Below are 634 nucleotides of genomic sequence, written 5' to 3'. Positions count from 1 at the left end.
TTAACAGCTGAAGTGGGTTGTACTAACGCACCCGGTGCTACGGGCGAAGGTATGTATGAGATGTTCCGTTTAGGCGCCATCCCAGTACATTTAGCGCACATCCAATCTGGCCCTTGGGCGTCACCTGATGAAGGTGGATTCGGTTATGTGTCTAACTACACTATCTACAATTTCCCTCATTCAATGGCGGTAAACCGCCTAACGGGTAAGCGTTTCATGAATGAAATTGCTGACCGTAAGACGCGTGCAGATGCTGAGCTAGCTTGCCGTGACGAGCAGGGTAAAGCCATGCCTCCAATCTTGATCACTAGCTATAAGGATTCTAAGAAGCATCCGAATACTAAAAAAGTAATCAAGTACAACGTAGGTTGGAAATTCGATTCAGTTGAAGAGCTAGCCAAACATTTTGATGTGCCGCTTACAGCGCTGAAAGCTCAGATCGCAGAGTACAACGAATACGTTAAGTCTGGTGATGATAAGCAGTTTGGCAAGAATATGACCAAGGCTAAAGATAAGTTTATCGAAGCGCCATTCACAGTGGTAAGACTGTGGCCGAAAGTGCATTACTGCCAAGGTGGTGTACAGATTAATACTAGCGCTGAAGTGAAAGACAGCTTCACTGGTCAGTCTATTG

Annotated in this window: 1 protein-coding gene; it reads left to right on the top strand. The window is 45.7% G+C overall.

What is annotated here, in order from left to right; genetic code table 11:
• Window positions 1-634 (top strand): acrylate reductase flavoprotein subunit ArdA (locus CXF82_RS01440; RefSeq protein ID WP_145991640.1); only part of this gene is annotated, 634 nt, incomplete at both ends.

This window comes from Shewanella sp. GutDb-MelDb, assembly GCF_002836075.1.
In the GTDB taxonomy this organism is placed as follows: Bacteria; Pseudomonadota; Gammaproteobacteria; order Enterobacterales; family Shewanellaceae; genus Shewanella.
The sequence above is the reverse complement of the archived record's forward strand: the minus strand, read 5'-3'. Positions and strand labels throughout refer to the sequence as shown.